Origin of the sequence: Micromonospora palythoicola (assembly GCF_036689795.1) — a bacterium.
Lineage (GTDB): Bacteria > Actinomycetota > Actinomycetes > Mycobacteriales > Micromonosporaceae > Micromonospora > Micromonospora palythoicola.
Genome location: NZ_JBAGKI010000039.1, coordinates 1 through 24,771, shown reverse-complemented (window position 1 = coordinate 24,771; position 24,771 = coordinate 1). Strand labels below are relative to the sequence as shown.

General features: G+C 72.4%; 23 protein-coding genes and 2 pseudogenes. 15 read left to right on the top strand and 10 right to left on the bottom strand.

Annotated features, from left to right (window positions below; all coding sequences use genetic code 11):
* Nucleotides 1–150 precede the first annotated feature (150 nt).
* From V5O40_RS17880 to V5O40_RS17865, 4 genes are all read left to right on the top strand, one after another.
* Complete coding sequence (locus V5O40_RS17880) at nt 151–1,953, top strand: RyR domain-containing protein (protein WP_332906516.1); 1,803 nt, start codon at nt 151–153, stop codon at nt 1,951–1,953.
* Entirely contained in the window at nt 1,943–2,449 is a 507-nt protein-coding gene (locus tag V5O40_RS17875; RefSeq protein ID WP_332906515.1) for a hypothetical protein, read from the top strand. The genes V5O40_RS17880 and V5O40_RS17875 overlap by 11 nt, the downstream gene beginning before the upstream one ends.
* 289 nt (nt 2,450–2,738) lie before the next feature.
* Nucleotides 2,739–3,854 (top strand): WD40/YVTN/BNR-like repeat-containing protein, encoded by a 1,116-nt coding sequence (locus V5O40_RS17870; protein ID WP_332906514.1) that lies wholly within the window; start codon nt 2,739–2,741, stop codon nt 3,852–3,854.
* The gene (locus tag V5O40_RS17865) at nt 3,851–4,153 is read left to right on the top strand and encodes a MoaD/ThiS family protein (RefSeq protein WP_332906513.1); all 303 of its coding nucleotides are present in this window, start codon (nt 3,851–3,853) and stop codon (nt 4,151–4,153) included. The genes V5O40_RS17870 and V5O40_RS17865 overlap by 4 nt, the downstream gene beginning before the upstream one ends.
* A gap of 6 nt (nt 4,154–4,159) precedes the next feature.
* On the opposite strand, the gene V5O40_RS17860 is transcribed toward V5O40_RS17865, so the two are convergent.
* The 4 genes from V5O40_RS17860 to V5O40_RS17845 are packed head-to-tail and all read right to left on the bottom strand — an operon-like array spanning nt 4,160 to nt 7,459.
* The gene (locus V5O40_RS17860; RefSeq protein ID WP_332906512.1) at nt 4,160–4,786 is read right to left on the bottom strand and encodes a response regulator transcription factor; all 627 of its coding nucleotides are present in this window, start codon (nt 4,784–4,786) and stop codon (nt 4,160–4,162) included.
* Nucleotides 4,783–5,964 (bottom strand): sensor histidine kinase, encoded by a 1,182-nt coding sequence (locus V5O40_RS17855; RefSeq protein ID WP_332906511.1) that lies wholly within the window; start codon nt 5,962–5,964, stop codon nt 4,783–4,785. Before V5O40_RS17855 ends, V5O40_RS17860 begins: the two co-directional genes overlap by 4 nt.
* Nucleotides 5,965–5,969: 5 nt before the next feature.
* The gene (locus V5O40_RS17850) at nt 5,970–6,425 is read right to left on the bottom strand and encodes an ABA4-like family protein (RefSeq protein ID WP_332906510.1); all 456 of its coding nucleotides are present in this window, start codon (nt 6,423–6,425) and stop codon (nt 5,970–5,972) included.
* Nucleotides 6,422–7,459 carry a hypothetical protein gene (locus V5O40_RS17845; protein WP_332906509.1) on the bottom strand — a complete coding sequence of 346 codons (1,038 nt, stop codon included), beginning with the start codon at nt 7,457–7,459 and terminating at the stop codon, nt 6,422–6,424. The genes V5O40_RS17850 and V5O40_RS17845 overlap by 4 nt, the downstream gene beginning before the upstream one ends.
* Here V5O40_RS17845 and V5O40_RS17840 point away from each other — a divergent pair.
* Nucleotides 7,458–8,171 (top strand): annotated as a pseudogene (locus tag V5O40_RS17840) (CehA/McbA family metallohydrolase); the annotation flags it as partial. The gene V5O40_RS17845 and the pseudogene V5O40_RS17840 sit on opposite strands and share 2 nt — an antisense overlap.
* A 102-nt stretch (nt 8,172–8,273) precedes the next feature.
* Here V5O40_RS17840 and V5O40_RS17835 read toward each other — a convergent pair.
* Nucleotides 8,274–8,891, bottom strand: a complete 618-nt coding sequence (locus tag V5O40_RS17835; protein WP_332906508.1) for a CG0192-related protein — start codon at nt 8,889–8,891, stop codon at nt 8,274–8,276.
* Nucleotides 8,892–8,979: 88 nt separating this feature from the next.
* On the opposite strand from V5O40_RS17835, the gene V5O40_RS17830 reads away from it, so the two are divergent.
* From V5O40_RS17830 to V5O40_RS17820, 3 genes are all read left to right on the top strand, one after another.
* Entirely contained in the window at nt 8,980–9,858 is an 879-nt protein-coding gene (locus V5O40_RS17830; protein WP_332906507.1) for an aminoglycoside adenylyltransferase family protein, read from the top strand.
* Nucleotides 9,859–9,882: 24 nt separating this feature from the next.
* Entirely contained in the window at nt 9,883–11,112 is a 1,230-nt protein-coding gene (manD, locus tag V5O40_RS17825) for a D-mannonate dehydratase ManD (protein ID WP_332906506.1), read from the top strand.
* Nucleotides 11,113–11,338: 226 nt separating this feature from the next.
* Nucleotides 11,339–13,168: an AMP-dependent synthetase/ligase gene (locus V5O40_RS17820; protein ID WP_332906505.1), complete on the top strand. Its 1,830-nt coding sequence runs from the start codon at nt 11,339–11,341 to the stop codon at nt 13,166–13,168.
* Here V5O40_RS17820 and V5O40_RS17815 read toward each other — a convergent pair.
* The 3 genes from V5O40_RS17815 to V5O40_RS17805 are packed head-to-tail and all read right to left on the bottom strand — an operon-like array spanning nt 13,162 to nt 15,379.
* Nucleotides 13,162–13,842, bottom strand: a complete 681-nt coding sequence (locus tag V5O40_RS17815; protein WP_332906504.1) for a lysoplasmalogenase — start codon at nt 13,840–13,842, stop codon at nt 13,162–13,164. The two genes, V5O40_RS17820 and V5O40_RS17815, sit on opposite strands and share 7 nt — an antisense overlap.
* Nucleotides 13,839–14,666, bottom strand: a complete 828-nt coding sequence (locus tag V5O40_RS17810) for a sterol desaturase family protein (protein WP_332906503.1) — start codon at nt 14,664–14,666, stop codon at nt 13,839–13,841. The genes V5O40_RS17815 and V5O40_RS17810 overlap by 4 nt, the downstream gene beginning before the upstream one ends.
* The gene (locus tag V5O40_RS17805; RefSeq protein WP_332906502.1) at nt 14,663–15,379 is read right to left on the bottom strand and encodes a FadR/GntR family transcriptional regulator; all 717 of its coding nucleotides are present in this window, start codon (nt 15,377–15,379) and stop codon (nt 14,663–14,665) included. Before V5O40_RS17805 ends, V5O40_RS17810 begins: the two co-directional genes overlap by 4 nt.
* Nucleotides 15,380–15,490: 111 nt before the next feature.
* Here V5O40_RS17805 and V5O40_RS17800 point away from each other — a divergent pair, with 111 nt between their 5' ends.
* On the top strand, nt 15,491–16,819 hold the full coding sequence (locus V5O40_RS17800) for a hypothetical protein (RefSeq protein ID WP_332906501.1): 1,329 nt from the start codon (nt 15,491–15,493) through the stop codon (nt 16,817–16,819).
* Nucleotides 16,820–16,980: 161 nt separating this feature from the next.
* Nucleotides 16,981–17,679, top strand: a complete 699-nt coding sequence (locus V5O40_RS17795) for a hypothetical protein (protein WP_332906500.1) — start codon at nt 16,981–16,983, stop codon at nt 17,677–17,679.
* A gap of 87 nt (nt 17,680–17,766) precedes the next feature.
* Here the strand turns inward: V5O40_RS17795 and V5O40_RS17790 are convergent, their stop codons facing one another.
* Nucleotides 17,767–19,341: an FMN-binding glutamate synthase family protein gene (locus tag V5O40_RS17790; protein WP_332906499.1), complete on the bottom strand. Its 1,575-nt coding sequence runs from the start codon at nt 19,339–19,341 to the stop codon at nt 17,767–17,769.
* Between the two features lie 29 nt (nt 19,342–19,370).
* Nucleotides 19,371–19,553: a hypothetical protein gene (locus V5O40_RS17785; protein WP_332906498.1), complete on the bottom strand. Its 183-nt coding sequence runs from the start codon at nt 19,551–19,553 to the stop codon at nt 19,371–19,373.
* A 26-nt stretch (nt 19,554–19,579) separates the two neighbouring features.
* Here V5O40_RS17785 and V5O40_RS17780 point away from each other — a divergent pair, with 26 nt between their 5' ends.
* The 5 genes and pseudogenes from V5O40_RS17780 to V5O40_RS17760 all read left to right on the top strand — a co-directional run.
* Nucleotides 19,580–21,265, top strand: coding sequence for a serine/threonine-protein kinase (locus V5O40_RS17780; RefSeq protein WP_332906497.1), 1,686 nt, complete (start codon nt 19,580–19,582; stop codon nt 21,263–21,265).
* A 48-nt stretch (nt 21,266–21,313) separates the two neighbouring features.
* The gene (locus V5O40_RS17775; protein WP_332906496.1) at nt 21,314–22,123 is read left to right on the top strand and encodes a hypothetical protein; all 810 of its coding nucleotides are present in this window, start codon (nt 21,314–21,316) and stop codon (nt 22,121–22,123) included.
* Between the two features lie 21 nt (nt 22,124–22,144).
* On the top strand, nt 22,145–22,360 hold the full coding sequence (locus V5O40_RS17770; RefSeq protein ID WP_332906495.1) for a hypothetical protein: 216 nt from the start codon (nt 22,145–22,147) through the stop codon (nt 22,358–22,360).
* A 398-nt stretch (nt 22,361–22,758) separates the two neighbouring features.
* On the top strand, nt 22,759–23,352 hold the full coding sequence (locus V5O40_RS17765) for a lytic polysaccharide monooxygenase auxiliary activity family 9 protein (RefSeq protein WP_332906494.1): 594 nt from the start codon (nt 22,759–22,761) through the stop codon (nt 23,350–23,352).
* A gap of 252 nt (nt 23,353–23,604) precedes the next feature.
* Nucleotides 23,605–24,399 (top strand): annotated as a pseudogene (locus V5O40_RS17760) (membrane protein); the annotation flags it as partial.
* Between the last annotated feature and the right edge of the window lie 372 nt (nt 24,400–24,771).

Below are 24,771 nucleotides of genomic sequence, written 5' to 3'. Positions count from 1 at the left end.
CATCCCGGCACCGGGGAAACGGCGTCACCTGCGAAAAGTGCCGGGTCGGTGTGCACGTCGCCGGCCCTGGTGATCGACTTTGTCCAATAGCATGGCGCGCATGGTGGTGAACCGGTGGCTGGCGCATCGGCGGGTTGAGGCAGCCGGGCGATGACCCAGCCGGTCCCCGGTGCGGCCCGTCCCGCCGCGTGGTGGCTCCGGGTCGTCTTCGGGGTGATCGGGCTGGTCGCCTCGGTGCTCGGCTACGTCGGCCTGGAACGCCTGGCGCAGGCACGCCCCGAGGCCATCGCCGACCGGTACGACATCCTCTACTACGACCTGCAACTGTTCTTCCTCAGCGCCGAGCTCTTCGAGCAACCCGGTCCGTATCCGTGGCAGTTGCAGGTCGCCCGGTTCATGGCACCGCTGTTCACCCTGCTGGCGGTGGCCGAGGCCGGTCGGCTGCTGCTGGCCACGGAGATCCGGCGGCGGCGGGCCCGGCGGGCCAGTGGCCACGCGGTCGTCTGCGGCGACTCGCAGTTCGCGCACATGCTCGCCGACCGCCTGTACGCCGACGGTGGCCGGGTGGTCGTCGTACGCTCCGAACCGTTCGGGCCGCTGGAGTACCGCCGACGCCGCTACCTCGGTGTCGTCGGCGATCCGACGAACGTGGAGGTGTTGCGGGGCGCCGGCCTGCCCCGGGCGCACACCGTCTACGCCTGCACCGACGACGACGACCGTAACCACGCCATCGCCAACACCGCCAACCGGCTGATCCAGGACCGTCGCCACCCACCCCGGGTGTACGTCCAGGTCCACGACCCGGAGATGTGCCTGTCGTTGCAGGCCCGGCGGCTCGGCGCCGCCGGGTCCAGTCGGCTGCGCCTGGACTACTTCCACGTCGACGACATCGCCGCCCGGGCACTGCACCGGCACCATCCGCTGCCGTCGGCACCGGACCGGCCGACGACGGTCCTCATCGCCGGCGGCGGCAGCTTCCGCCGGGCCCTGCTGGTGGAGACGGCCCGGCACTGGCGGGCGCACCAGGCCGACCAGGGCGGGCCCGACCGCCGGCTGCGGGTGGACCTGGTGGCACCGGACGCCCGCGCCGAACTCGCCCTGGCCACCTCCCGGTATCCGTTCCTCACCGAGGTCTGCCGGCTGGCCGGGTACGACCGGGACATCGCCGGTCTGGTCGGCCTCGACCAGGTGGCCGCCGAGGGTTACGACCGCATCTACCTGTGCGCCCCCGACGAGATCGGCGGCCTGCGCTTCGCGCTGGACACCCCCGCGCTCTGGCGCGGGACGCGCAGCATCGTCTTCGTGCCGGTCTACCGGCAGGCGGCGCTCGCCGCCGCCTTTCACGGCGACGCCCGCCACGACCTGCTCGACGAGGTGCACGGGAAGCTGCGGCTGTACCCGGTGCTCACCCACGCCTGCGACGCCGGGCTGATCGCCGAGGACCTCACCGAGCGGCTCGCCCAGCAGATCCACCTGCGGTACCTGTACGCCCAGCAGCGGGCCGGGGTACGCCTCGGCGACGCGCCCGCCATGGTGCCCTGGTCCCGGCTGCCGGAGTCGCTGCGCCGCGCCAACCGAAGCCATGTCCAGGACATCGCGGCCAAACTGCTGGACCTGGGCTGCGTGGTGGCGCCGCGGCACGGTGGCGCCGGTGACGCCTCGGCCGCCGGCCGGGCCATCGACGACCGGATCGAGCAACTGGCTCGGCTCGAGCACGAACGGTGGTGCCGGGAACGGCGATCCGAGGGCTGGACCTTCGGCGAGCCGCGCGACGACGCCAGACGCCGACACCACCTGCTGCGGCCGTGGGACGAGCTGCCGCCAGCGGTGAAGGAGCAGAACCGGGAGGAGATCCGGGCGTTGCCCGACGTGTTGTCCGACAGTGGATTCGAGTTGATCCGGCTGGGCCCCGGTGTGCCCGTCCAGCGGGGAGGCTCGGCCGATGCCGCCTGAACGCGAACCGGTCCGCGTCGGGGTCACCGGCCACATCAACCTGACCCCGGCCACCGAGCGGCTGGTCGCCGAGGCGATCCGCCGCGAACTGCGCAGGATCAGCGACCGGCCGGTGCACGGTGTCACCTGCCTGGCGGCGGGCACCGACCAGATCTTCGCCCGCGCGGTCCTCGACGGCGGCGGCACGTACGAGGTGGTGCTGCCGGCGCCCGACTACCGGAAGACCATCGCCCCGGCGGCCCGGGGCACCTTTGACGAGCTGCTCGCCCGCGCCACCCGGGTGCTGCACACCGGCCACCGCACCTCCGGCACCGCCGCGTACGTGGCCGCCAACCGGGAGCTGCTGCTGCGGGTGCAGCGGCTGCTGGCGGTCTGGGACGGCGAACCGGGCTGTCACGCCGCGTCGACGGACCGGACCGTCGGCTGGGCCCGCGAGCGGGGCATCCCCACCACCGTCATCTGGCCCACCGACGCCCGGCGGTCACCGGCGGGATGAGCCCGGCGGTCGCCGGCCACGCCGACGGGCGACGATCGCCTCGAACGGCATGTCGCTCGGACATAATCAGGTCGCGGTGACATGAGGAGCGGCAGACATCCTGCCTGCCACCGTGGTGTCCGGGTCGTGGCCCACGGCCACCGGGAACCCGTGGATCCGACCGGTGGCCGGTGCTGCCCGTTCCACTGATGCCAATTCGTCGTACCCGGGGAGTAGACCGACCAGGACCGGTGCACGTCCGGCGTGACGGACGCGGCGACCGCCGGCCGACGAACGAGAGGATGCTGAGATGAGTGGTGTACGCGTGCTGGTGGGGACGCGCAAGGGTGCGTTCGTCCTGACCGCCGACGGCAGACGCGACAGCTGGACGGTCGACGGGCCGCACTTCGGGGGCTGGGAGATCTACCACCTCACCGGGTCGCCGGCCGACCCGGACCGGCTCTACGCCTCACAGTCCGGCGGCTGGTTCGGGCAGCTGATCCAGCGCTCCGACGACGGCGGCCGGACCTGGACCACTGTCGACAACGACTTCGCCTACGCCGGTGACGTGGGCGACCACCTCTGGTATGACGGGACGCCGCGTCCGTGGGAGTTCAAGCGCATCTGGCACCTCGAACCCTCCCGCGACGACCCGGACACCGTCTACGCCGGCGCGGAGGACGCCGCGCTCTACGTGTCCACCGACGGCGGCGGCAAGTGGACGGAGTTGACCGCCCTGCGCACCCACCCGAGCGGCCCGTCCTGGCAGCCCGGCGCGGGCGGCCTGTGTCTGCACACGATCATCCTGGACCCGGCCCACCCGGGTCGGATCTACACCGCCATCTCGGCTGCCGGCGCGTTCCGCAGCGACGACGGCGGCACCAGCTGGCTGCCGATCAACAAGGGGCTGCGGTCGGGGGAGATTCCCGACCAGGACTCCGAGGTCGGCCACTGCGTGCACCACATCACCCAGCACCCGTCGCGGCCCGACACCCTCTACATGCAGAAGCACTGGGACGTGATGCGCAGCGACGACGCCGGAGCGAACTGGCGCGAGGTCAGCGGCAACCTGCCGTCGGACTTCGGCTTCCCGATCGCGGTGCACGCCCACGAACCGGAGACCATCTACGTGGTACCGATCAAGAGCGACTCCGAGCACTACCCGCCGGAGGGCCGGCTGCGCGTCTACCGCAGCCGCACCGGCGGCGACGAGTGGCAGCCGCTGACCGACGGGCTGCCACAGTCCGACTGCTACGTCAACATCCTGCGCGACGCGATGGCCGTCGACACGCTCGACCCCTGCGGCATCTACTTCGGCACCACCGGTGGCCAGGTCTACCGCTCGGCCGACGGCGGCGACAGCTGGGCGCCCATCGTCCGGGACCTACCGCCCGTGCTCTCCGTGGAAGTCCAGGTGCTGCCGTGATCCGGGTCGTCCTCCCGGCTCACCTGAAGACCCTCGCCGGGGTGACCGGCGAGGTGCGGATCGAGGTGGCCGGCCCCGGGCCGGCCACCCAGCGCCTGGTGCTCGACGCCATCGAGGCGCGGTACCCGATGCTGCTCGGCACCATCCGCGACCGGCACAGCGGTAAGCGTCGCGCCTTCGTCCGCTTCTACGCCTGCGAGGAGGACCTGTCCAATCTTCCACCCGACACACCCCTGCCCGAGCGGGTGGTCGCCGGCGAGGAGCCGTTCATCGTCCTCGGCGCGATGGCCGGCGGATGACCCGGTTCACAGGCCGCGGGCGAACAACGCCAGGCGTACCCGGTTGGGGCTGCCCGTCTTGGTCATCAGGCTGGTGATGTGGGACTTGACCGTGGTGACGCCGATGTGCAGCCGCTCGCCGATCTCGCCGTTGGACAGCCCGTCGGCGACCAGGTCGAGCACCTGCTGCTCCCGGGCGGTCAGCCCGGCGACCGGCGTCGGCGTCCCGGTGCGGGCGTGCACCGCGCGCTGCACCAGCCGGCGCAGCACCTCCGGGCTGAACGGACTGTCGCCGGTCGCGGCCCGGCGCACGCCGTCGAGCAGCTCGGTCGGCGGCGCGTCCTTGAGCAGGAAGCCGCAGGCACCGGCCGTCAACGCCGGATAGAGGTGGTCGTCGTCGCCGAACGTGGTCAGCACCAGCACGCGGGCGGCGGGGCGGTCGGCGAGGATCCGGCTGGTCGCGGAGATCCCGTCGACGCCGGGCATTCGCAGGTCCATCACCACGACGTCCGGCACCAGCCGGGCGGCCAGGACGATCGCGTCCCGGCCGTTGTCGGCCTCGCCGACGACCTCGATGTCGGGCTGGGCCTCGCAGAGCATGCGCAGGCCGGCGCGGATGAGATGCTGGTCGTCGACAAGCAGTACCCGGATCATGTGCGCCCCGTCGCCGGCGGGCCGGCGGGCAGCACGGTGGCGACCCGCCAGCCCGGTCCGGTCGGTCCGACCGTCAACTCTCCGCCGAGGACCTCGACGCGTTCGCGCATGCCGGTGATGCCGTGGCCGCCGCCGGCCGGCACCGGGGCGGGCACCCTGCCGCGACCGTCGTCGACCACCTCCCAGTGCACGGCGCCGCCGACCACGGTCACCGACAGCCGCGCCACCGCCTCGGTACCGGCGTGCTTGGCCACGTTCGTCAACGCCTCCTGGCTGAGCCGCAGCACCGCGAGGCCGCGTACCGCGTCGAGGGTACCGACCGCCGGGTCGATGTCGGCGATCACGGTGACCCCGGCCTGCCGGGCCCGGTCCACCGCGGCGCCGAGCGCGGCCGGCAGCGCCGACGGTTCGATCGCGGTCAGCCCGGCGTCGCCGCGGACGCCGTCGGGGTCACGCAGCACCGCGACCAGCCGACGCAGGTCGGCAAGGGCCGCGGTGCCGGTGCCGTGCACGTCGTCGAAGACCGCGCCGACCCGCGGGTCCAGGTCGGTGAGCACGTGCCGGGCCACCCCGACCCGCAGCACCATCGACGCCACGTGGTGCGCGACCACGTCGTGCAACTCCCGGGCGATGGCGCCGCGTTCGTCGGCGCGGGCCGCGCGGTTCTCCGACTCGCGCCGCCGCTGCTCCTCCTCCGCCCGGCGCCGCGACTGCTGCCCGAGCTCCCGAGTGGTCCGGATGACCAGCCCGAGCAGCACCGGCACGCCGACCTCCGGCAGCAGCCCGAACACACCGGAGAGCAGGCGCGGCAGCGGGTCACCGATCGAGTCGGTCAGGTCGACCACGGCCAGCAACCCGGCCGCCAGCCAGATGGTCCGACTCCGGCGGGCGGCCATGGTCAGTTCGAGCAGCGCCCAACTGGCCCCCACCTGGTTGATCGTGAAGTCGTCGACCAGCCAGATCGCGACCGCCAGCAGCGCGGTCTGGGTGAGCATGTTGGCCGGCGGCCGGTCATGCAGCGAGAGTCCGACCGCGAAGGCCAGCACCGCGAGCACCCACTGGACGGAGGTCGGTGTGGACATGGTGCCGAAGAACAGGTAGCCCAGGCCGGAGAGGATGAGCAGCACCATCCGCACGAGGCTGTCCCGCGCGTCGAACAGCCGTCCCACCCAGCCCACGGCCCTCAGCCTAGGTGTTGTGGTTCGCGGCCGGCAGTCGCCGTCGCCGGTGCCCATCTGGTGCGGACGAGCAGATAGGCGGCCAGACCGAGCGGTCCCAGCAGGATCGTCAGCACCAGCACCGGCGCCATCACCAGCGGCGGAACCTTCCGTTCCCGGCTGTCGAGCCAGGCCCACCGGCCGACGAACAGGTCGAAGGCGATCATGTGTGCCCAGGCCGCCGCCGTGCCGTCGGCAGTGCCCAGCAGCTCCCGTACGCCGTCGAGGGTGGGCGACAGCACGGCCGGCAGGACCTCGCCGAACGCCGGAACCACCAGGGCCGCGTAGATCACCACGGCCGGGAGCACGATCAGCGGCGACCGGATGATCCGGTGGGTCACCCGCCAGGTCGGCAGCAGGATCATCAGCGCCCAGAAGGGTGCCGCCACCGCGAAGGTCAGCGTGAACAACGTGGCACTCACGCCGTCACCTCCGTCTGCCTGTCACCCTCGACCCGCCCGCTGGGCGGACCCGCCTCGTGCTGCTCACCCGGGCCCGCCGGTTGGGGTTCGACCGTGGCCGCCGGCTGGGGTTCGACCGTGGCCGCCGAAAAACGGTGTCGGGCCAGCACCGCGCAGGCAGCGGCGACGGTCGCCACCGCCAGCGTCGCGGCGGCGGCCAGGGTGAGCGTGTCCGGGCGCAGCAGTGGCTGCCCGCGTAGCGCTTGCCAGGTCAGCAACACGGTCCCCGCACCGTAGCCGACACCCAAGACGAGCAGCAGCCGCGCCCGGGTACGCTCGTCCAGCCGACCACCGGCGATCCGGCTGAGCAGCAGCGCCAGGATCGGCAACACCTGCATCCCGTGCAGCCCCACGAAGTGCCCGATCCGCAGATCCCCACCGGTGGTGCTCCAGCCGACCACCGGCAACCCCGGCCCCCCGTCGGGCACGCCGACACTGTGTGCCCCGGCGATGCCTTCGATCACGGGAGCCTGTGCCGGCAGGGTCATCGGTACCGCCACCAGCATGCCGAGCGCCGCCAGCCCGAGCCCCAGCCCGATCGCGTACCGGCCGGCGCGGCCGGCGACCGGCTGCCGCAGCACCGCGACACCGATGACGACGTGCGCGACGAACAGCACCATGATCGCCGCGCCCATCAGCTGCCACAGCACGGCGTTCACCGGAGTGGTCTCGTTGTAGTGGCTGGTGGTGCCGCGGATCACCTGCCCGACGATGATGCACATCTCCACCACACCCATGGCGACCACCACGGTGACCGCCCACTCCGCGATCCGGGTGCGCCGACGCAGCAGCGAGAGCAGCCAGGCCAGGGTGCCGCCGTACAGCACGAAGGACACCGCGAACTTGAACGGCTTGAGCCAGATCGGCGCGCCGGTCAGGACCCGCTGGTCGGCCACGACGCCGACCGCGCAGACGACGGCGAGCACCGCCATCGCCGAGACGAAGACCATCAGGGGGCGGTGCCGGCTCACCCGCCGCGACAGGTTGTCAGTCATGCCTGTAGATGCTCGGCGGCGTACGGGCCGACGTCGCCCGACTCCGGGCCCCGGTTGCGGCCGATGGTCGGTGGCCGTCTCCTCCCTGGGTAGGGTCCACGACATGATGACCCGCGACCCCGTGGCGGGCCGGGGGCCCGGCTGGTACCGGGGCGACGTCCACCTGCACACGGTGCGTTCGGCTGGCGGCGAACTCACCCCGGGGCAGCTCGCCGCCGCCGCCCGCGAGATCGGACTGGACTTCGTCGCCACCACCGAACACAACACCGCCGCCGGGCACGGTGACTGGAGCCGGCACGCGGGCGACGACCTGCTGGTCATCCTCGGCCAGGAAATCACCACCCACACCGGACACTGGCTCGCCCTCGGCCTGGAACCCGGGCACCAGGTCGAATGGCGCTACGGGGTGCGCGACGACGTCATCGACCGGCACCTGGGCCGGGTACGCCGAGCGGGCGGGCTGTGTGTGGCCGCCCACCCGTACGCGCCGTACGAGTCCGGAACCCTGGCCTACCCGTACCGGTGCTTCGACACGGTCGAGGTGTGGAACGGACAGTGGCGCTCGGACCTGCCGTGGAACGCCGACAACGAGGCGGCGTTGGCCGAGTGGGGACGCAACCTCGGTCACGACGTCCATCGGGGACGGTGGTGGCCGGCGGTCGGCAACAGCGACACCCACCTCGCCGGTCAGCTCGGCACCCCGCACACCGTGGTCTTCGCCGAGGCCAGACCGGCGCCACCCGCCGCCGCGGTGCCGGTCTACGTGCCGCCCGGCGGGTCGGCGCGGGGCCGGCCCCGCGGTGTGCGTGGTGGTTCAGCGCGGCGCGGCGTACGCCAGCGGGGCCCGCACGTCGTCCCAGGTGCCGGTCAGCGTGGCACCGGCCGGCGCGGCGGCGGGGCCGGGGCGGCGGATCACGGCCAGCTCGACGGTGTCGGTGACGATGAGCGTCGGGTCGCCGTCGACCACCCGGCGCACCGCGCCGACCGGGGGCACGTCGACCGGGGGCGTGTCGCTGGTGATGCCCATGCTGGGCGGGCGTACCTCGCGCCGGCCGTCGACCTCGAAGTACTCCTCGGCCTGCCCGGTGCCGGCCAGGATCGCCGTGGCCAGGGCGGCCGCGTACACCGGGTCGCCGACCGCGTCGTAGACCCAGCGCCGGCCGAGCACCGAGTGTTCGGTGGTGCCCACCAGCCACTCGTCGGCTCCGTCCAGCGGCGCGCCACGGTAGGTCAACGGCACCTGGTGCACCGGCCCGTCGCCGCCGCGTACCAGGAGGGTCTCGATGCCCACCTGCCCTTCCGGGTCGTCGAACCGGTACGCGGCCACGCGTGCCACCTCGGCGCCGCCGACGTACCAGCCGCGGCTCGGTAGCCAGGCCGCCAACAGGTCCAACTTGGTGGGACGGATGTCCGCTCGGTGCAACAACGCCATGGGCCGCATCGTACGCACCACCGGAACCGGCCGCCGTGCGCCGGGTAAAGCGGTGGCCCGCACCCGCGGCCGGAACGACACTCGAACCGTGACCGACCAGATCCGGCCGCTCGTCGGACTCCTCGACCGGGTGCTCGGCGACCGGCTCCTCGGCGCCTACCTAAACGGCTCGGCGGTACTCGGCGGGTTGCGTCCCGCCAGCGACATCGACGTACTCGCGGTCGCCGCCCGCAGCCTGACCGACCGGGAGCGGCGGTCGCTGCTCGACGGGCTGCTGGCCGCCTCCGGTCCGGCGCACCGGGCCCGCCCGATCGAGCTGACCGTGGTCGTCGCCGCCGAGGTGCGACCGTGGCGCTACCCGCCAAACGTGGACTTCCAGTACGGCGAGTGGCGGCGCGAGGCGTACCTGGCCGGCGTCGTGCCGCAGCCGGAGACGATGGCGGACCTGGCACTGGTGGTCGCGGCCGTCCGCGCCGGCGACCACCCGCTGGCCGGACCGCCCCCGGCGCGACTGCTGGACGCCGTGCCCCGGGCCGACGTGGTCCGGGCGAGCCTGGCCGGCGTACCGGGTCTGCTCGACGACCTCGACGGCGACACCCGCAATGTGCTGCTCACCCTCGCCCGCGTCTGGTTCACCGTGGTCACCGGCGAGGTACGCGCCAAGGACGTCGCCGCCGACTGGGCGCTGGCCCGCCTGCCGCCGGAACACCGGCCGGTCCTGGCCCACGCCCGCCGGCTGTACCTGCACCACCGCTACGAGCAGGAGCGCTGGAGCGCCACGTTGCGCGCCCGGGTCCGTCCGCACGTCCACCAGGTGCTGCACCACATCGGGCGGGCCGCCGCCCTCGGCGGGTTCCCGGCCGCGGATGGCGGCGCGGCGGCGTTGTGGCCTAGCATCTCGGGCCAGTACAACGTCGAGCTCAACTCGGGTTGCCCCGACCCGCCGCCGGTGCCGCCGCCGGGTTGACGGCCCGCGGGAAAGGCACCCCTCGTGAAGATCGTGGCCGCCGACGTCATCGTCACCAGCCCGGACCGCAACTTCGTCACCCTGAGGATCACCACCGAGGACGGCCTCACCGGCCTCGGCGACGGGACGCTGAACGGGCGCGAACTCTCCGTCGCCTCGTACCTGCGCGACCACGTGGTGCCGTTGCTGCTCGGGCGCGACGCCCATCGCATCGAGGACGCCTGGCAGTTCCTGTACCGCTCGGCGTACTGGCGGCGCGGTCCGGTCACCATGGCGGCCATCGCGGCGGTCGACGTCGCGCTCTGGGACATCAAGGCCAAGGCCGCCGGGATGCCGCTCTACCAGCTGCTCGGCGGCGCGTCCCGTACCGGCATCATGGCGTACGGGCACGCCTCCGGGCGGGACCTGCCGGAGCTGTTCGACTCCATCCGGGCCCACCTCGATCTCGGCTTCCGGTCGATCCGGGTGCAGACCTCCGTGCCCGGCATCAACGCCGTGTACGGGGTGGCCACCCAGCCCAGCGCCGACGGCAAACGCTACGACTACGAGCCGGCGCAGCGCACCCCGTTGCCGGCCGAGGAGGACTGGGACACCCGGGCCTACCTGCGCCACCTTCCCGGCGTCTTCGAGGCGGTACGCAGCGAGTTCGGGCCCGAACTGCCGTTGCTGCACGACGGACATCACCGGATGACCCCGATCCAGGCCGCGAAGCTGGGCAAGGCCCTCGAACCGTACGACCTGTTCTGGCTGGAGGACTGCACCCCGGCGGAGAACCAGGAGGCGCTGCGGCTGGTCCGGCAGCACACCACCACGCCGCTGGCGATCGGTGAGGTGTTCAACACCGTCTGGGACTACCAGACCCTGATCCGGGAACAGTTGATCGACTACGTACGCTCCGCGGTCACCCACACCGGGGGGATCACCGCGATGCGCAAGCTGCTCGACTTCGCCGCCCAGTACCAGATCAAGTCCGGCATCCACGGGCCGACCGACATCTCGCCGGTCGGCATGGCCGCCGCACTCCACCTCGACCTGGCCATCCACAACTTCGGCATCCAGGAGTACATGCGGCACGGCGCGCTCACCAACGAGGTGTTCCGCCAGTCGTTCACCTTCACCGACGGCTACCTGCACCCGGGCGAGCAGCCCGGCCTCGGCGTCGAGCTGGACGAAAAGGCGGCCGCCCGATTCCCGTACCAACCGGCGTACCTGCCGTTCAACCGCCTCCAGGACGGCACCGTCCACGACTGGTGACCGCCTCGTCCGCACTCGTCGATCTTGCACTTCTTGTCCCCGCGAAAGCCACGAAAGGGTTGTTTCGCCGACCGAAACTGCAAGATCGACGAAGTGGGGTGGGGTGGTAGCACGGGGTGGGATGGCGCGGGGTGGATTCGGGGGTTCTGGGGGTGCGGCGCGTGGGGGGAGTTCAGCATCTGTTCGGGGGGCCTTGGCTGGGTGACGTGACGGCAGGTGGACGGGCGTGCGGGAGACAGCGGTCGAGCCGGTCGTCGGTGGCGACGACGCCGGCCTGGCGGAGCAGGTGTGGCGCAACGCGGCCGAGGACCCGGACGCGGTGCAGTTCGTCCGGCCCGACCCGGACCCGAGGTCGTGGCCGGTGCGCCGCTCGGGGCGCGGAGGCGCGCTGCCGGTGACCTGCCGGCAGTTCCGCGACGACGTGGCGGCGGTGGCCCGCGGACTCGTCGCCGCCGGCATCGCGCACGGCGACCGGATCGGGTTGCTCAGCCGCACCCGGTACGAGTGGACGCTGGTCGACTACGCCCTCTGGTCGATCGGCGCGGTGACCGTGCCGATCTACGACACCTCCAGCCCCGAACAGATCCGCTGGATACTCGGCGACTCCGGTGCGGTCGGCTGCGTGCTGGAGACCGCCGAGCACGCCTTCACCGTGGCCGATCTACGCTCGGAACTGCCCGGGCTGCGGCAGATCTGGCGCGTCGACGCCGGTGAGCTGATCGAGTTGGTGGTGCGGGGCCGCGCCGTCGACGCCGCCGAGGTGGATGCCCGCCGCGCCGCCGTCACCGGCGACGATGTCGCCACCATCGTGTACACCAGCGGGACCACCGGCCCACCGAAGGGCTGCGTGCTGGCCCACCGCAACCTGTCCGCCGATGTCGGCAACGCCACCGCGGTGCTGCCCGAGCTGCTGCATCCGGGTGCGTCGACGGTGCTGTTCCTGCCGCTGGCGCACGCCTTCGCCCGGCTGATCCAGATCGGCATGGTGCACAACCGCGCGACCATGGTGCACAGTGCCGACCTTTCCGGGGTCCTCGACCAGCTACGCCGGTTCCGGCCCACGTTCATCCTGGCCGTGCCCCGGATGTTCGAGAAGATGCACGACCAGGCCCGGCGTACCGCCGAGGACACGCACCGGGGATGGCTCTTCGACCTCGCCGAGCGGGCGGCCGTGCGGTACAGCCGCGCGCTGGACGCCCCGGGCGGGCCCGGGCGGCTGCTCCGCCTGGCACATCTGGTGTTCGACGTCGCCGCGTACCGCCGGCTGCGGGCCACCCTCGGCGGACGGTGCCGGCTGGCCATCGTGGGCGGCGCGCCGCTGGGGGAGCGGCTGGGGCATTTCTTCCGGGGCGCGGGCATCACGGTGCTGGAGGGGTACGGGTTGACCGAGACCTCCCCGGCGGTGACCGCCAACCTGCCGACGGCGATGCGGATCGGCACGGTCGGGCGGCCGCTGCCCGGCGTGGCGATCCGCATCGCCGACGACGGCGAGATCCACGCCTGGGGTGAGGTGGTGTTCGGCGGGTACTGGAACAATCCGGAGGCCACCCGGGCGGCGTTGACCGACGACGGCTGGCTGCGCACCGGTGACCTGGGCACGATCGACGACGACGGTTTCCTGCGGATCACCGGGCGGACGAAGGACATCATGGTCACCGCCGCCGGCAAGAACCTGGCACCCGCACCGATCGAGGAGCGCATCCGGGCGCATCCACTGGTCAGCCAGGTGATGCTGGTGGCCGACGGTCGGCCGTACCCCGCCGCCCTGGTGACGGTGGACCCGCAGGCCTGGACGCGCTGGCGGGAGCGGCACGGGCACCCCGGTGCGTCGGTGTCCGCGTTGCGGGACGACCCGCAGCTACGTGACGAGATCCAGGTCGCGATCGACCGGGCCAACCGCAGCGTGTCCCGGGCCGAGCAGGTCAAGACCTTCCGGATCCTGCACCGGGATCTCACCGAGGCGGACGGGGAACTCACCCCCACCCTCAAGATCAAGCGGGAGACCGTGCGGGAGCACTTTGCCGACGAGGTCGCCGCCCTGTACCACGGTCACTGAGACCGGTGCCGCACCGCCGCCCAGCCGGTGCTGATCAGGAACAGCGCGGCACTGTAGGTCGCCATCACCAGCACGCCGTGTCCGGGCACCGTGGTACCGGCCGCGCCGAGGCCGATCAGCAGGTCCGAGACGAGAAACAGGCCCCCGCCGAACGCGACCCGCCGGCCGAGGGCGGCGGCGGTCGCCGCCATCAGGCACAGCGCCAGGCTGTAGCCGAGCACCGGTAGCCGCAGCTCGCCCAGCCGTGGCCACAGCACCGCGTTCGCCACCGCCCACAGCGCCAGGTAGCCGGTCACCGCCGCCGGTCGGGGCCGGCGGTGACCCAGGAAGGCGCTGACGAAGGCCAGTTGCGTACCGAGGAAGCAGCCCATGCCGACCAGGAACGCGATGTCCGACGGCACCAGCAGCGCGACGTCCCCGGCGGTGGCGAGGGCCAGTCCGACCGCGATCGGGACGTCGGCCGCGCGGATCCGCCACAGCCAGGCCAGCAGCAGCGGCGCCAGCAGCGGCTTGGCCAACCACTGCACCTCGGGTACGTCGGTGGCGACGGCGACCAGTTCGACGCCGACCACGACAGCGAACGTCCAGAGCAACGCCGTCTCCCGCTGCGGCCACCGCGGCCGTACGCCCACGGGTCGCCGCTCCGGGCCGGTGCCGCTCGTCGCGGCGGTCACCGGGCCGGCTGCCAGCCCGGACGGCGCAGCAGGTAGCCGACCCGCTCCCGCCACGAGCTGGCGCTGCGCAGATCCCGCCAGATCGCCGCGTACTCGTGGGTCGCCACCCGCAGCGGGTTGTAGGTGCCGATGTTCTTGGTGAGGCCGTACCGGACCGCGTCCCCCTCGGCCTGGAAGGTGCCGAAGAGCCGGTCCCAGACGATCAGAATGCCGCCGTAGTTGCGATCCAGGTACTCGGCGTTCGAGCCGTGGTGCACCCGGTGGTGGGAGGGGGTGTTGAACAGCAACTCGATCGGCCGGGGTAGCAGATTGATCCGCTCGGTGTGCAGGAAGAACTGGTAGAGCAGGCTGATCGACTGCTGTAGGAAGATCATCCACGGTGGGATGCCGAGCAGGGCCAGGCCGAGCCAGAACGGCAGCGAGGTCATCGGCGTCCAGCTCTGCCGCAGCGCCGTGGAGAAGTTGAAGAACACGCTGGAGTGGTGCACCACGTGTCCCGCCCACAGCAGGCGGACCTCGTGGTGCGCCCGGTGGAACCAGTAGTAGGCGAAGTCGTCGGCGAAGAACAACAGCACCCAGACCCACCAGTCACCGGGGGAGAGGCGCACCGGTGAGATCGTGTACGCGGCGGCGTACAGGCCGATCGTGAGCAGCTTCCACGGCACCCCGATGACCTGGCTGCCGGCGCCCATGGTGAGGCTGGTGGCGGTGTCCCGGGCCTCGTAGCCGCGCTCGGCGTCGTCGGGCGCGAACCGGTACGACAGCGCCTCGACGGTGATGAGCAGGAGGAACGCGGGGATGGCGTAGAGCACGGCGGGGATCATGCCCGGCTGTCCTTTCTGGTCGGAGCGGTCAACGCGGCGGTGAGCAGGGACCGGGCCTGTTCGGCGGCCTCGACGTCGCGGCCGTCGGCGATGGCCGAGGCCAACCGGCGGTGCCCGGCGACGTCGAGCAGTTCGGTGGCGCGCCGCTGCGGCGGCACCTCGGCCACCGCCAGGGCACCGGCCACCAGACTGTTGAAGGCCAGCAGGTACGCGGTGTTGCCGCAGCCGTCCAGGATGAGCCGCCACACGGCGATGTTGGCCTCACCCATCGCGGTCAGGTCGGGCGCGAGGTCGGCGAACTCCTCGACCGCCCGTACGATCCGTCGGCGCGCCACGTCGTCGGCGCGCCGGGCGCAGAGGCGGGCGGCGTCCACGCCGATACAGGACCGCATGTCCATCATGTCGCGTACCAGGGTGGCGACCGGCAGGACGTCGCCGGAGCGGACGAGTGACAGCGCCAGATCCAAGCCGGCGTGCACCCGCCAGTCCAGGACCCGGGTCGCTCCGCCCTGACTGATCCGGACCAGGCCGAGCTGCTGCAACCGCCGCAGCGCTTCCCGTACCGCGTGCCGGTTCACCTCGAAGGCCGCGGCCAGCTCCCGTTCGCCGGGCAGGGCGTCGTCGGTGCGGTACGTGCCACTGACGATGGCGTCGCGCAACTGCCCGAAGACCAGGTCGGAGACGGAGGCCCGGGTGACGGGGACGAATGTCATGCCGGCGAGTGTGGCTCAGCACACATCAACCCGTCAACTGGTTGGACCAGTTGGCCTCCGGTCGGGTCGACACGCCCGTGGCTCGTGACCGCGCTGTCGCGGTGAGTTAGGGTGCGTTCGCAATGGGTGGCGGTCGGGGTACGGGAGGCGCCGGTGCGGAGACGACGGCCCGGCCTCGTCCGGGCGGTCCTGCGACTCGGGTTCCTGACCGTGGTCGCCGCGGCGGCGTGGTGTGCCTACGACATCGCCGCGACCGATGTCGCCCAGGCCGGTGGGGAACCGCCGGCCGCCGTTCGCGACGAGGTCGCCCCCCGCGCCGCCGACCTGGTTCGCGGCCTGCTCGCTCCGGTCCTCCGGTCGGATCCGCCCGTTCTGGTCCGCCCGCCCCGGGACCGCCCGCCGCCGGCCCCACCTGCACCGCCGGCCCGTCCGCCCAGGGCCGATCCGCTCCGACCGCCGCCATCCGACGAGCCGGCACCACCCGTCGACGCCGCGCCGGCGGGACGGCCGGCACCTGTGGGTGGGCAACCACCGCGGGAGGCCGCACCGCCGGCCGAGGCGACGACGCCGGCTGGGCAGGCGCCGCCGTCGACCGGCCGGAGCGCGTCGATACCGAAGCCGACCTCGCCTCGGGTAGCGACCGGGACGGCGCACGCGGCACCGGCGGCACAGCCCGCAGCCACGCCGCCCACCGCGAGCGGACCCGACAACCGGTCGGCGGAGCCGTGGGCGCGACCGCCCGCGCTGCGCGGGGCCGAAGCCGGGGCGCTCACCGCCGCGCTCGGCGAGCTGCTGGGTCCCGCGTCGTCGCTGCTCGACTCCGTCACGGCGGGGATGGACCCGGTCCTTCGGGAGCTGACGCCGGTCCTCGACCTGGTCGAGCCGGTGCTCGATCTGCTGGAGCCGGTGCTCGATCTGCTGGAGCCGGTGCTCGACGTGCTGGAGCCGGTCGTGGAGTTGCCACAGCCCGCCCCGACACCGGTGGACCCGGCTCCGCAACCCGACCCGGCCCCCGCCACGCCGCCGGCACCGGCAGGTGACCCCGCGCCACCGGCACCGGGGGTCGAGCCCGCGCGACCGGGCAGCCCCGACCGGGTCGGCCTCGGCCCGGACAGCGCCCGACAACGCGGTGCCGCCGACCAGCTCACCCGTCACCTTTCCGGCTACCCGGCCGCGTCGCTGTCAATCCCCGACCAGGGAGTTGTCGACGGTGGACAGCGCGACCGCGACGGGCGGGCCGACCGCACGCCGGACACGCCGCCCTCGTCGCCGGCTCCCGGCACCAGCGGCGCCGAGCAGGCGCCGAACTCGCACAGCGGTACGGCCGACCTGGCTGAGTCCGGCTGGTCGCCGCCGCTGGTCAGCGGTCGGGTGACCCGATCGACGCGGGACCGGCGGCAACCCTCCCGCTCGCCACGCCCGCGCAGCCGGCCCGCCTGACCGGAGCGCAGGCCCGTCCACACGGCTCCGCCGGTCGTGGTCGCGCGCCGTGACATCCGACGACGGCCGCACACCGCCGACCGTCCCCGGGCCCGCGCCTGTCTGCGTGGCGCGGCGGCCCGTCACCGTCCTGCCGACCTCATGCCCCACCAGGAGTAGTCATGCACGTCAACCTGCCGGTCCACCGTGCCCGATGGTGCGATCTCGACTGGATCGTCGACCTGCTCACCGCCACCCTCGTGCCGACCCACCTCGGCGCGTGGCTCGTGCCCGACGAGCGGCGGCGCCCCGCCGTGATCGCCGCCGTCGCCCGCATCTGGACCGAGCACGCCCTGCTGTTCGGTGACGCGTTCCTGCTCAGGGACGGGACCGCCGCCACCGTCTGGTTCCATCGCTACCGCCCGATCCCGCCGCCACCCCGCTACGACGAGCGACTCGACGACGCCGGCGGAGAACACGCCGTGCGCTTCCGGCGGGTCGATCACCTCCTTGCCGCCCGGCGTCCCGCCGAGGCGCACAACCACCTCGCGTTCCTGGCCTCGCCGCCGGATCCCGACCGGGCCGGTCAGGCCGCCGCCGTCCTCGCCGGCAGCCACCGCCACATGGACAACGTCGGCCTGCCGACGTACGCGGAGGCGCACGGCGACGACGACCTCCGGCTCTATCGCCGGCTGGGCTACCGCAGCCGGCAACGCCTGTGGTGTCCCGGCGGGGCCATGGTCAACCTGCTCTGGCGGCCGGTGCGATCGGAACTGACCAGCCCTGCGACGCGACCGGTACGACCCGCCGGAATCTCGGCACCGGCCCGACCGGTCGCGGTGGTTGTCGACGCCGGGGAGGGAGTCGGGGCTCGCCGCTGACCCGCCACGAGGCGGAACGACGGCGCTGGCCGCCTCGGCCAGCCCGCGCCTCGTGCTCGTGTCGACGGCCGGTGCGGCTGCTGGGTGTCAGCCCTGGGCGGTCGGTGACGGGGGAGCGCTGCCGCCCTGGGGCGCCTCGATGGACATCAGCTCCACCACCGCCTTGCGGTCGGCCGCCGACGGCAGGCCCCAGCCGGGCCGGTACCCGTACACCTCGCGCAGCGGGGTGGCGCTGGTCCGCCCGCCGAGAATCTCCACGGCGTCGGCGTCGATCAGCCCGGGATGCTCCACCCCGCACGCCTCAGCGACCTTCATCAGGTCCCGGCGCAGCGTCTTGATGTAGTGCGCCGCGCGGACCGACTTCGATGCCGGGTCCAGTCCTCGGGTCAGCCAGGCGTTCTGGGTGGCCACCCCGGTGGGGCAGGTGTCGGTGTGGCACTTCTGCGCCTGGATACAGCCGATCGCCAGCATCGCCTCCCGCCCCACGGCCAGCATGTCGCAACCGAGCGCGAACGCGACCACCGCGTTGTCGGGCAGGCCGAGCTTGCCGGATCCGATGAAGACGACCTGCTCGTGCAGATCACGTTCGGCGAAGACGGGGTAGACGCGGGCGAAGCCCTGCTGGAACGGCAGCGACACCGAGTCGGTGAAGATCAGCGGCGCGGCACCGGTGCCGCCCTCGCCGCCGTCGATGGTGACGAAGTCGACGCCCCGGCCGGTGTCGCGCATCAGGTCGGTCAGCTCGGTCCAGAAGTCGAGGTCACCCACGGCGGACTTGATACCGACCGGCAGACCCGTCTCGGCGGCCAGGAGCTCGACCCAGTCGAGCAGGCTGTCGCAGTCGGAGAACTCCGCGTGCCGCGACGGACTGACGCAGTCCCGCCCCATCGGGATCCCCCGGGTGGCGGCGATCTCCGCCGACACCTTCGCCGCCGGCAACAGACCACCCAGGCTGGGCTTGGCGCCCTGACTCAGTTTGATCTCCAGTGCCCGCACCGGCGCGCCGGCCACGGCATCCTTGAGCCGGGCCAGGTCGAAGCGGCCCTGATCGTCACGGCAGCCGAAGTACGCGGTACCCAGCTGTAGGATCAGCTCCCCGCCGTGGCGGTGGTACGCCGACAGCCCGCCCTCGCCGGTGTTGTGCAGGCAGCCGGCGATCGCCGCGCCCCGGTTCAACGCCTCGACGGCGGGACCGGACAGCGAACCGAAGCTCATCCCCGAGATGGTCACCACCGACTCGGGGCGGAACGCGTGGGTACGCCGACGGGCCCCGCCCAGCACCTTCGCCGCCGGCAGCCGTACCTCGTGCCCGATCGTCGGCGTCGACGCCGGAACCGCCCGGCCGAAGGTGCGGTGCTTGATGACCGGATATCCCGGGGTGTACTCGATGTCGTTGTCGGTGCCGAACCCGAAGTAGTTGTTCTGCCGCTTCGCCGAGGCGTACACCCAGCGGCGCTGGTCCCGGGTGAACGGACGCTCCTCGTTGTTGCCCGCCACGATGTACTGGCGCAGCTCCGGCCCGATCGATTCGAGCAGGTAGCGGGCACGACCCAGCAGCGGGAAGTTGCGTCGCAACGCGTGCTCCCGTTGCAGCAGGTCACGGGCGGCGAGCGCGGCGAGCGCGGTGACGGCGGCGGGTACGGCGTGACGGGCCCATCTCATCCCGCCACACTTTCCGTCGCCGAGTCCGGTCAAACGTCGGTGCGGTGCAGCTCAGCGCCGGTCGGCCGCACCAGGCGCAGCGGAAGGCCGCCGACCGTGCCCACCGGACGACTCACCAGTTGGCCACCCGGTGAGGTCGGTGCACCCGCCGTGCCGATGGCGTCACCGGCGGCGGTGGCGATAATGATCGCGTGTTCAGCGGCACCGTTCACTTGCGCGTGGCGCGGATAGTGGCGACATGAACGGTTGGCAGGTCTCCGGTTACACCCAGGTCCGTCGGCTCGGTGCCGGTGCCTCCGGCAGCGTCGATCTCGCCGTACACGACGCCACCGGCACCGCGGTGGCGATCAAGTATCTGACCACCGGGCCCGACGACGAGCTGTTGCGGGCCGACTTCCGGGACGAGGCGCGGCTGCTTGCCGACATTGACGACCCGCACATCTGTCGCCTCTACGAGTACGTCGAGGCGTCCGGCGGGGCGGCGATCGTGATGGAGTTGGTCAACGGCGTGTCGCTGCGCCAGATGCTGCGTGCGCAGGGTCCCACCACACCGGAGTCGGCGCTCTGCGTGCTCAAGGGTTCCCTGGCCGGGCTCGGTGCGGCGCACGCGCGCGGCGTCGTACATCGTGACTACAAACCCGAGAACGTGCTGGTGACTGCCGAGGGTGCGAGCAAGCTCGCCGACTTCGGCATCGCCATGCCGGTCGGTGCCGCCTCCGGTGGCACTGTCACCGGCACCCCCCGCTACATGGCTCCCGAGCAGTGGTCCGGTGCGCCGGCCAGCCCGGCCTGCGACATCTACGCCGCCACCGCCACCTTCTTCGAATGCCTCACCGGCCACCCGCCGTTCGACGGGCGGGATCTGGCCACGTTGCGCCGGCAGCACATCCGGGCGCCGATCCCCACCGATCGGGCGCCGCGCCCGGTGCACGGCCTGCTGCGCGACGGGATGGCCAAGCGGCCCGACGACCGTCCACAGCCCGCGCATGTCTTCCTCGCCAGCCTGGAGGAGGTAGCCGCCGGTGCCTACGGGGACGACTGGGAGGAACGAGGGTGGCGCGAGCTGGCTCGCCGGGCAGCGCTGCTGGTGGCTCTGTTTCCGTTCCCGGACGGCAGCGGGGGCGGCATCAGCGTGGCCAGCACGGCGGTCGGTGCCTATGCTTCGACATCGGTGGGCGAGGCCGCCGACGGCTCCGTACCTCGGCGGACCGGACGGTCCCGGGCGGCGCTGGTCGGATCCGGCCTGGTGGCGGCGATGCTGGTCGGCGTTGCCGGACTCAGCTACGCCGGGAAGGACGAGCCACCGTCGGTCGGTGCGGCGGCGGCCACCGAGGCACGCACGGATCTGACCGCCGGGACCGTCCCGACCGTCGGAGTTCCGGCCGCACAGCAGCCGACGCCAACGTCCGACGTGTCGACGGTCGGCACCCCCGATTTACCCACCCCGACCAATACGGGGACCGTCCCGACGGGCGGCACCACGGTCGAGCCGAGCCGGTCGGTGCGTCCCCCGGACGGCTCACCGCCCGCGACGCCGGTGCCCACGTCGTCCACCAGTCCCGTACCGCCGTCGGACACCACCGCGCCCACCGTCGACCGAGTCACCGCGAGTCCGACCGAGCTGGATCCGGCGGGCTGCCCGTTCGGGCCGACCGCGAGCACGGTCACCGCGCTCGTCGCCGACGACCGTACCGACTCGGGTGAGCTGCGGGTCCGTCTGCGCTACACGCTCGAGAAGCGATCCTACGAGCAGAACATGGCTCAGCTGCGTGGCGGCCAGTTCCGGGGCGTGTTCGGCGACCTGCCCAGGCCTGGAGCGACCACGCGGATCCCGGTCGCGGTCCTGGCCACCGACGCCGCCGGTAACACCACCACCGGTGCGACGGTGCACGTGACGCTCTACTCCTTCTGCACTCCCGGCTGACCAGCCGCCCCCGCACCCAGGCCCGCGACGAACGCAGGAGACGACAGCGTGAATCAGCCGGACGACGACGCCACGGAGGCCCTGCCCACCCAACGGGTACCGGCCGAGCCGACCGTCACCCTGCCCGCACACCCACCGTCCGTGACCGCACCTAGGCCGTCACCCGACGGTGCGGAGCCGACGCTCGCACTCGACGGTGCGGAGCCGACGCTCGCACTCGACGGTGCGGAGCCGACCCTCTCACTCGACGGTGCGGAGCCGACGCTGTCGCTGGCTGGGACCGGGGGAGACACGATGGCCGCGAATGTCACGGTCGGTACGCGTACCGGCGGCACGGCCCTGCCCGCGCCCACCGCCGGGCCCGGCGGCGAACTGCGGTTCGGTCCCGGCGTGCCGGTCGCCCCGCCAGCGGCACCGGCCTGGCCGACACCCGCGCCGCCGCGCCGGCCGTCGCCCTGGCGTCGCTTGACCACCGTGCTCTCCGCGCTGCTGAGCCTTGCGCTGCTGACTGCGGTGGGGTTGTGGATCTGGCAGCGACTCAGCCCGCTGGAGATCGCCGATGTCACCGCGAGCGTGCCCCGACCGGCCGACGCGCGCTGCGACGTCACCGTCGACGTGGTCGCCACCGTGCGGACCAACGGCCGCGCGGGTGTGATCGAGTATCAGTGGCTGCGGACCGGCAGTGCGCCAGGTGCTCTGCTCACCGAGCGCGTCGGTCGGGGACAGCGTAGCGTCACGCTGACGTTGCGCTGGTCGTTCACCGGGGTCGGCAGCACCACGGAGACCGCGACGGTGAACATCGTGTCGCCGGCACCGGCGCAGGCGGCGACCGAGGTCAGCTACGCCTGTCCAGGCTGACTCCGACGGGCCGTGGTCGGGATGCGTCTGGAACTGGGACGCCTACCCGCCCCGGGACGCAGCGGCCACATCCGGATCGCCTACGCCGTGGAACCGGGCAGTGCCGTGGAACCGGGCAGTGCCGTGGAACCGGGCAGTGCCGTGGAACCGGGCAGTGCCGTGGAACCGGGCAGCGCCGTGGAACCGGGCAGCGCCGCCGCCGAGCGGCTGCCGCTGCTCGCTGCGGACGCGACTTGACGACCTCGGCCGGCCACACCGACATCCGCCTCTGGAACGAGCCGGCCCGACGGCCCTCTCGGTACTATGAATCGCGGGCCGTCAACAACCGAAAGTTTCGATCCGGGACGTCGTTCGGGTGATCGGGTGGGTGGCGGTGTGGGTCATCGTCGCAGTACAGATGGGGCATTGGTGCCCTTCACGGTGACTCGGGCCGGCTCGGGACACAGTGGCACCAATTAAGATCATTATTGACATTTGTGAAACTCGATGCTTATCTGGCGTTGGAAGCGCTCCCATCCACCGACACCACCGAGGAACGGAGGACGCGCATGCGTTCACGCAGGTCTGATCATCGCGGCGGACGGTCCCGGTCAGCCGTCCGCCAGCCCCTTCGGGTGTTTGCCGTGCTACTCGCGATGATCGTTGGCGTGCTGCCCTGGGCCACCCCGGCCCAGGCTCACGGCACCATCATCAACCCGGCCTCCCGCGCCTACCAGTGTTGGCAGAGCTGGGGCAGTCAGCACACGAACCCGGCCATGCAGCAGCAGGACCCCATGTGTTGGCAGGCGTTCCAGGCCAACCCCGACACCATGTGGAACTGGATGAGCGCGCTGCGGGACGGTCTGGGCGGCAACTTCCAGGGCCGTACCCCGGACGGGCAGCTGTGCAGCAACGGGTTGTCCAGGAACAACAGCCTGAACCAGCCGGGTGCCTGGCGGACGACGAACGTGAGCCGCAACTTCACGGTCCAGCTGTACGACCAGGCCAGCCACGGCGCCGACTTCTTCCGCGTCTACGTCAGCAAGCAGGGGTTCGACCCCACCACCCAACGACTCGGCTGGGGCAACCTCGACTTCATCACGCAGACCGGCAGGTACGCGCCCGCGCAGAACATCTCGTTCAACGTCTCGACCTCCGGGTACACCGGACGCCACATCGTCTTCGTCATCTGGCAGGCTTCGCACCTCGACCAGGCGTACATGTGGTGCAGTGACGTGAACTTCGTCTGATCGACCCGTCCCACAAGTGCGGCCCAGGCCCTCGGTCCTGGGCCGCACTTGTCGTGCGATGCCCGGCAGAAGACGATTCCGATCCGTGGCAGCCCTGACGCTCGACACGCCGACCACAGGCCACCCGCGCTGCCGCAGATCGGGCGGGCGGCGGTTCAGCTTCCCGGCGTCCCCCGTGGCGGGTGTTTCTGTGCCGGGGCGGCCGGGTAGGTCGGGCCGGACGAAACACCCGCCCCTGTGGAGGACCATCCGATGCGAGACGACTTCGGTGACGCGGTGGGGGACACCCTCCGTGCGATACTTCTCTTCCTGCCCAAGGCGCTCGCCTTCGTGGCGATCCTGGTTGTCGGCTGGCTGCTCGCCAAGGCCGCACTGAAGATCGTCAACCGGCTGCTCGAACGGGTCGGCTTCGACCGTGCGGTCGAACGCGGCGGTATCCGCCGGGCCCTGGCCCGATCCCGCTACGACGCCAGCGACATCGTCGCCCGGCTGGCCTACTACGGGATCCTGCTGCTCACCCTCTACCTGGCCTTCGGGATCTGGGGGCCGAACCCGATCTCCGACCTGATCGGTGGGGTCATCGCCTGGCTGCCCCGGGCCTTCGTGGCGATCGTCATCGTGGTCGTGGCCGCCGCCATCGCGAGTGCGGTGAAGGACATCATCTCCGGCGCGCTCGGCGGGCTGTCCTACGGTCGGCTGCTGGCCACCGTAGCCTCGGCGTTCATTCTCGGTCTCGGCATCATCGCCGCGCTCAACCAGATCGGTGTCGCCACCGCGGTGACCACGCCGGTGCTGATCGCGGTGCTGGCCACCATCGGCGGCATCCTCGTGGTCGGAGTCGGCGGAGGTCTGATCCGTCCGATGCAGAGCCGGTGGGAGTCCTGGCTCGACCGGGCCGAGCGGGAGTCACGGACAATCGCCGAGCACGCCCGGGCGTACTCCGCCGGTCGCCGCGACACCGACGAGCATCTCGGCGACTCCGCACCGACCACCGACGCCGCGGACACCGCCCCCCACACTTCCCACCCGGTGACCGGTGAGGCGGCTGACCCCGCCGCGCCGTCCACCACCACCGCGCCGTCCACCACCGGCTCGTCGTCCGGTGACGACCCGGAGGCGACCCAGGCCGTCACCGGACGTCCCCTCGATCCCGACGCGACCCAGGTCGTCACCGGCCCCGCCGCCGATCCCGACGCGACCACGCCGCTGCCGCGCCAGAGCCCCGCGCCGACACCCGGGCCGGAGTCCACGACGCCGCCGGAGAGCGACCCGGACGCCACCCAGGTGGTCGCCCCGAACCCGCCGCAGGTGCCGGCACCGCGCGACTCCGCCGACAGCGACTCGACGATCGTGCTGCCGAAGACCGGCGAGCAAAGCTGACCCAGGGGCGGAACGGGGCCGGCACCGGCCCCCTTCCGC